General features: G+C 64.5%; 4 protein-coding genes. All 4 read right to left on the reverse strand.

Annotated features, from left to right (window positions below):
* Positions 1-1,362, reverse strand: a 1,362-nt coding sequence (locus EN745_RS27815) for a trehalose-6-phosphate synthase (protein ID WP_145992160.1), incomplete at its 3' end; no start/stop codon positions are given.
* A gap of 221 nt (positions 1,363-1,583) precedes the next feature.
* Positions 1,584-3,746 (reverse strand): amylo-alpha-1,6-glucosidase, encoded by a 2,163-nt coding sequence (locus EN745_RS27820; protein WP_127422736.1) that lies wholly within the window; start codon positions 3,744-3,746, stop codon positions 1,584-1,586.
* A gap of 44 nt (positions 3,747-3,790) precedes the next feature.
* Positions 3,791-4,852 (reverse strand): glycosyltransferase family 4 protein, encoded by a 1,062-nt coding sequence (locus EN745_RS27825; RefSeq protein WP_127422737.1) that lies wholly within the window; start codon positions 4,850-4,852, stop codon positions 3,791-3,793.
* 67 nt (positions 4,853-4,919) lie between these two features.
* A partial coding sequence (locus EN745_RS27830) for a hypothetical protein (RefSeq protein WP_127422738.1) occupies positions 4,920-5,985 on the reverse strand: 1,066 nt, incomplete at its 5' end.

Consider the following 5,985-nt stretch of genomic DNA (forward strand, 5'->3'; position numbering starts at 1 on the left):
AGACAGCTCGTAGACTGCCTTCTGCGAGTGATGCTCGGCCACGATGACGACCGGGCGATAGCCGTCACTGCCATAGCGCTGGTTGAGGTCGTCGGCATAGCGCATGCATTCGTCGTATAATTGCCTGTAGGCTGGCAATGTGCCCCTGCTGGGTGCGGCGATCTGCAGGAAGACGACTTTGCCGATCAGATCGGGATGCCTGGTGAACAATTCCTCCAGTGCGTGGAAGCGGTCGAGAATGCCCTTGGTGTAGTCCAGGCGCTCGACGCCGACGCAGAGCTTAACATCCGCCGACAGTCCAAATCGGTCGCGGACGCGCGTGCGGCATTCGGCGACATCGGGCAGCTTCGCCAGAAGCTGCAGCGGCCATTCGATCGAGATCGGATAGGCGTGGACCAGCGTCGTCTGGCCGCCATAGGAGATGGCGGCGTCTGCCCGCTCGATCCGGCTCTCAAGGAAGCGATCGACGCTTTCGGTGAAATTGTTGGCGTGGAACTGGGTATGGAAGCCGATGATCGAGCTGCCGAGCAGCCCGTCCAGGATACGCTCCCTCCAGGGGCAAATGCTGTAAACTTCCGAGTTCGGCCACGGGATGTGCCAGAAGGTGATGACGATCGCCTCGGGCAGGCGTTCGCGGATCATGCGCGGCAAAAGCGCGAAGTGATAGTCCTGCACTAGCACGATCGGCCGCTCGTTGCGCGCTTCGGCGACCACCGTGTCGGCGAATTTACGGTTGACGGCTTCGTAGGCCTCCCAGTCCGATTCGCGGAAGATCGGCCTCGTGAAGGCGATATGGCAGAGGGGCCACAGGCCCTCGTTGGCGAAACCCAGGTAGTAGCCCTGATATTCTTCCTCGCTCAACCACACCCTGCGCAGCGTGTAAGACGGATTGTCGGGTGGCACCTGCAACCGGTCGTCACTGTCGACCACCTGGCGATCCGCCGTGCCGCCGCCATACGCGATCCAGGTGCCGGCGCAAGCGCGCGTGATCGGCTCCATCGCCGAAACCAATCCGCTCGCCGGCACGACCAGTTCGACCTCTCCGTTCTTTTCGTTGTGGATGTAAGGCTCGCGGTTGGAAACCACGATCACCTGCGCTTCCGGCAGGTCCTCGTGAAGGATCTTTCTCAGGGTTTCGGGCGACCAAGTCACCAGCGCGGCATCGACCGACTGGCCATTCTTCTCGAATTCCCTGAGCACCTTGCGTGCCGCCTCGGAAGCCACATCCTCGCCGGCGACAGGCACCGACGCTGGCGCGGAATTGCGATGGCGCCGCGATATGGAGAAGAACACCGCGAGAGCGGAGAGTAGAAGACTTACCAGGAGCAGGCTCCACAGTAAGTCGATGCCTTGATCAGTCATTGAAACGCCAACTTGCCACCGGCCCGCCGCGGGACTCATTCTTCTTGTTTTCGACACCTTGCCGGGCGACGGAACAGACCGCCGCACGTCCGGTGTGATTGTGCAACGCACAAACGAAGCATCGGTTCCGACATTTTCCGGCCCGTGGGGCGATCCCTTGAAGATCGCGCGGTCGAAAGGCAGGAAGCCGCCATTTGCAGGTCGGCTGAAATCAGCACATCTCAGGTGCGCACGATGAGCGGCACCAGACCCTCATGCCGGTCGGCAAGGAAGGCGACGACACGATCGCCCACGCGCTGGAAGGTCAGGTCTACCGCCCTGTCGCCGACGGTCAGGTGTCGAAGCGTGAGTGTGTCGATGCCGATCGGCAGCCTTGGCCGCGTGACGCGGATCTCGCCTTCCCAGCCATCGATCTCCAGGCCGAGACAGGCCTGCATCAGCATGAAGGCGGAGCCGGCCGACCAGGCCTGCGGCAGGCAGGCGACCGGATAGGCGATGGGCGCCTCGCCCGGCGCGCGGGTGAAGCCGCAGAATAGCTCCGGCAGCCGCATGTTGAAATGCACGGCCGATTCGAACGTGCCACTCATCAACCGCACCACGCTCTCGCGCTCGCCATAGCGCGCCAGGCCGACGCCGCAGATGGCGGTGTCGTGCGGCCAGATCGAGCCGTTGTGGTAGGACATCGGGTTGAAGAACACCGCGTCGTCGGAGAGCGTTCTCAGGCCCCAGCCCGAATGGAAGGATGCCGAAAGCAATTGGTCGGCGACCAGTTTCGCCCGCTCCGGCTCAGGCAATCCGACAAACAGAAGGTGGCCCGCATTCGACGTCCGCACCTTGCAGGGCTCGCCGGCGCCGTCGAGCGCCAGCGCATAGAAGCCGAGATCGTCCGCCCAGAAATGACTCTCCACCGCCGCGCGCATGGCTTCGGCGCGCTCCTCCCAATGCTCGGCCTCCGCATATCCGCCCCGGCGGCGGGCGAGTGCCGCCAGGCCCCGGAACGCGGCAAAGACGTAGCCCTGCACTTCCACCAGCGCGATCGGGCCCTTGGGGATGCGGCCATCTGCGTGAAAGACCGAGTCGAAACTGTCCTTCCAGCCCTGATTGGCGAGGCCGGATTCGGCGGCGCGCTGGTAGGTGACGAAACCGGTCTCCCGGCTCGCCTCTTCCGTCCACTCCGCCGCGGCCTTGATCGACGGCCACAGCCTGTCGATGAATTCCATGTCGCCCGTGCGATCTGCATAGGCGCAGGCGAGATGGATGTAGAGCGGCGTGGTATCGACGCCACCATAGTAGCGGCCGAAGGGAAGCTCGCGCAGCGCCGCCATCTCGCCCTTGCGGGTCTCGTGCATGATCTTGCCGGGCTGTGAATCGCTGAACGGCGACGTCTCGGTTGCCTGGTGCTGGGCGAGGAAGGCAAGCACGCCGCGCGCCAGACCAGGGTTGAGCCAGAGCATCTGCAGCGCCGAGATCACGCCGTCGCGGCCGAATGCCGTCGAAAACCAGGGAATGCCGGCATAAGGATAGGGCCCAGTCGCGAGTTCGGTGGTGAGCAGCGCCACATCCGCGCGGGCGCGCTCGACCCAGTCGTTGAAGACGCGGCCGGAACTGTGCAACGTGGCGCCGTGGCGGCGCTTTGCCCGCATGCCGAAACGGGCCCGCGCCGCTGCGGCGCGGAAGCGATCGCGATCCGGGCTGTCGACAGCCTCCGAACCGACCTCGACATAGAGCACCTTGCTGGAACGCTTGGTCACCGCGACGAGGAAATCGGCGCGGCTGTCTGTCAGTCGATCGGGCGCCTGCGAGAACGATATCGCCGACAGGCGCGCCAACCCGTCCAGCCCGTCATAGCGAAGCAGCACCGACGTCGCGTCGATCTTGGCTGCATGCGCGGTGCCGCGCTTTGCCCTTGTCGAGCCCCGCACCTCGAACATGTCGCGGAAATCGGCGGCAAAGTGCAGAGAAACGCGGATCGCCGAGGTCTCCTGGCTATAGTTGGAAAGCGTGATGCGCTCGAACAGCCGGTCCTGCCAGATTAGCCTGACGCGCTCGACATGAATCGCGCCCTGCGGAATGTCGCGGCCGCCGACGCTTTGAACCGGCAGGTTGGTGAGATTGCTAGTGAACAGCACATTGTCCTGGCTGAGCGAGGCGCCGAGCAGCGATGTTTGCCTGCCACCGACGGTCAGCCGAAACTCCGAAAGCACGCGCGTGTCGTCGCGGAAGAAGCCGTCGCCGGCGCCCCGGATATCGCCATAAGCGTCGGCCACCGCGAAGCAGTCGCCCTGTTTCAGCGCGAACAGCCGGTGCGGCTCGCGCGGCGCGGTCTCGTCCAGAGCGGCAAGGGCTACGGCGGGATCAAGCTTGCGCTCGTCGAGCTCTGTCATTTTTTTTTCCCGTTTGCTCCGCCCCCCGGATCAGGCGGCGCCTCTCACGAGGCCTTCGCGTCGGTCGCACCACCGATGAGGCGCCCATAGGCGGCCACATAGTCGCGGGCCATTCTGTTGGCGGAAAACCGCTTTTCGAAGGCAGCCCTCACCTTTCGACGGTCGAGTTGAAGCAATGCCGGCACGGACTTGACCGCATCGTCCATCGAATTGACGACAAATCCGGTCACGCCCTGATCGATGATCTCAGGCAAGGCGCCACAATTCCAGGCAATCGATGGCGTGCCGCAGGCCATCGCCTCGATCGGAGCAAGGCCGAACGGCTCGGGCCAATCGATCGGGAACAGCAGGCCGGCCGCCTTGCCGAGAAACTCGGCCTTCTCGTCCTCGGCGATCTCGCCGACATAGTCGACGCGGTCACCGTCGATCAGCGGCTCAACAACGTCATGAAAATAGGCACGATCAACGTCACCGATCTTGGCCGCCAGCTTCAGCTTCAACCCAGAGCGGCGCGCGATCTCGATGGCGCGGTCCGGCCGCTTGTCGCGCGAAAGCCGGCCGAGAAAGGCAAGATACGGTTCCTCTTCCGTGGTCTCGAAAGCGGGCCGATAGATGTCGATCGGCAGGCCATGGTGGATCGTCGCCAGCCAATTGGCCTCGGCCAGCCCCGCTCTCTGGCTGCGTGAGATGGAGACCATCGGAAAGCGTGGGAAGCGCCGGTAGGCGGGCGCCAGGTCGACATAGTCGAGCCTGCCATGCGGCGTCGTCACCGTCCGTCCGGCCATATCCGCGAAGAAGGAAAAATGCAGGAAATGGCTGAGGTGGAAGTGGATGAGGTCGAATTCGTGCGCCCGCTCGCGGACCTCGGCCAGCATCGCCAGATGCGCGGCTATCTCTGATTTTTTCGGGCGCGGATCGAGGCGAAGCGCGCATTCACGCCCGGCAACGAGCCTCGCGGAAGTCCGGCTGTCGCCGCTGGCAAACAGCGTAACCTCATGGCCGAGAGCGACCAGCGCTTCCGTTAGGTAGGAGACGATCCGTTCGGTGCCGCCATAGAGTTTCGGCGGCACGGACTCGTAGAGCGGCGCGACATGGGCAATTCGCATGATGTCTCCAGCTGATTGGCACAGGGCCAAAATGCATCAGCCGGCATATCGTTCCGGGCCCCGCTTCTCAGCCGGACAGCGCCGCGCCGACCCAGTCGAGCCGCGCGGCGGGGACGAGGCCGTAATTGTAGAAGTTGATACCGTCGACGCCCGGCGCCCTCGCCGGCTTCACCTTGGCGGCGAGCACTTCCGCGCCGGCCATTTCCGGATAGAAGAGACGGTAGCCGGTGCCGAGGAATTTATCCGGGCCGAGCGCCGCGCGGCCGGTCTCGAGCAGGCTCGCGACATCGTCCGCCTGCATGTCGTAGGCGCACAGGATCGCCCCATCGCAGACCTTGCCGAGCGCCGCGAGATCGCAGCCGCCGAGCCAGCCGTCCTTGAGGTCGATGATCAGCACCCGCGTCGCCGGATGCGCCACCTCGCGCAACTCGGCGACCAGGCTGGTCACCGGCTCGAAGCGCCAGACGAGATAGGCATGGAGTTCCGGCCAAGGCAGGAAGATATCGAGCCCACTTGCCGGAAAGTCGGGAAAGCGCCGCTTCGGCACCGCACGCTCGCAGGTCTCGGCGATCCATTGCCTGACCAGCTTTTGCGCCGCCGCGCCATTGACGCCGGCTTTGGCCGCGCGATCCAGGCAGGACGGGCAGAAGCACAGCGAGAGCAGGAAATCGTCTTCTGGCGCCAGGCCGACACCATCCTTCTCGTGATGATACTCATGCGCAAAACCCATGAAGGACGGGCTTTCGAGCTCGATCCGGTCCGGCCTGTAGCCGTGCGAGATGTCCGCGACCAAGGCGCGGACATAGGCGCGCACGTCCGGATGCGAGGGACAGAGATTGTAGTAGTTGGCATCGCCAAAGGCGTTGCGGGTGACGGCCTCGGGGTGAAGCATGCCGAGGCGGGTGTTGTGCAAACACACTGTCCAGCACGAGACCCCGGGCCCGCCCGCCTCGCGACGGCGCACGAGCTGGCCGAGCACGTCGCCGCCTTCGCAGATCACATCGGCCACCTTGGGCTGGATGGCAAGGTCGGCCCAGCGCGCTGCCGTCGGCTGGAAGTAGATGGTGCCGTCCTCCGGGAAATAGGCCTTGCGCCGCGGGCTACGCGGCTGCAGGAATCGCCCGGCATGGTAG

It is taken from the genome of Mesorhizobium sp. M4A.F.Ca.ET.022.05.2.1, from assembly GCF_003998845.1.
In the GTDB taxonomy this organism is placed as follows: Bacteria; Pseudomonadota; Alphaproteobacteria; order Rhizobiales; family Rhizobiaceae; genus Mesorhizobium.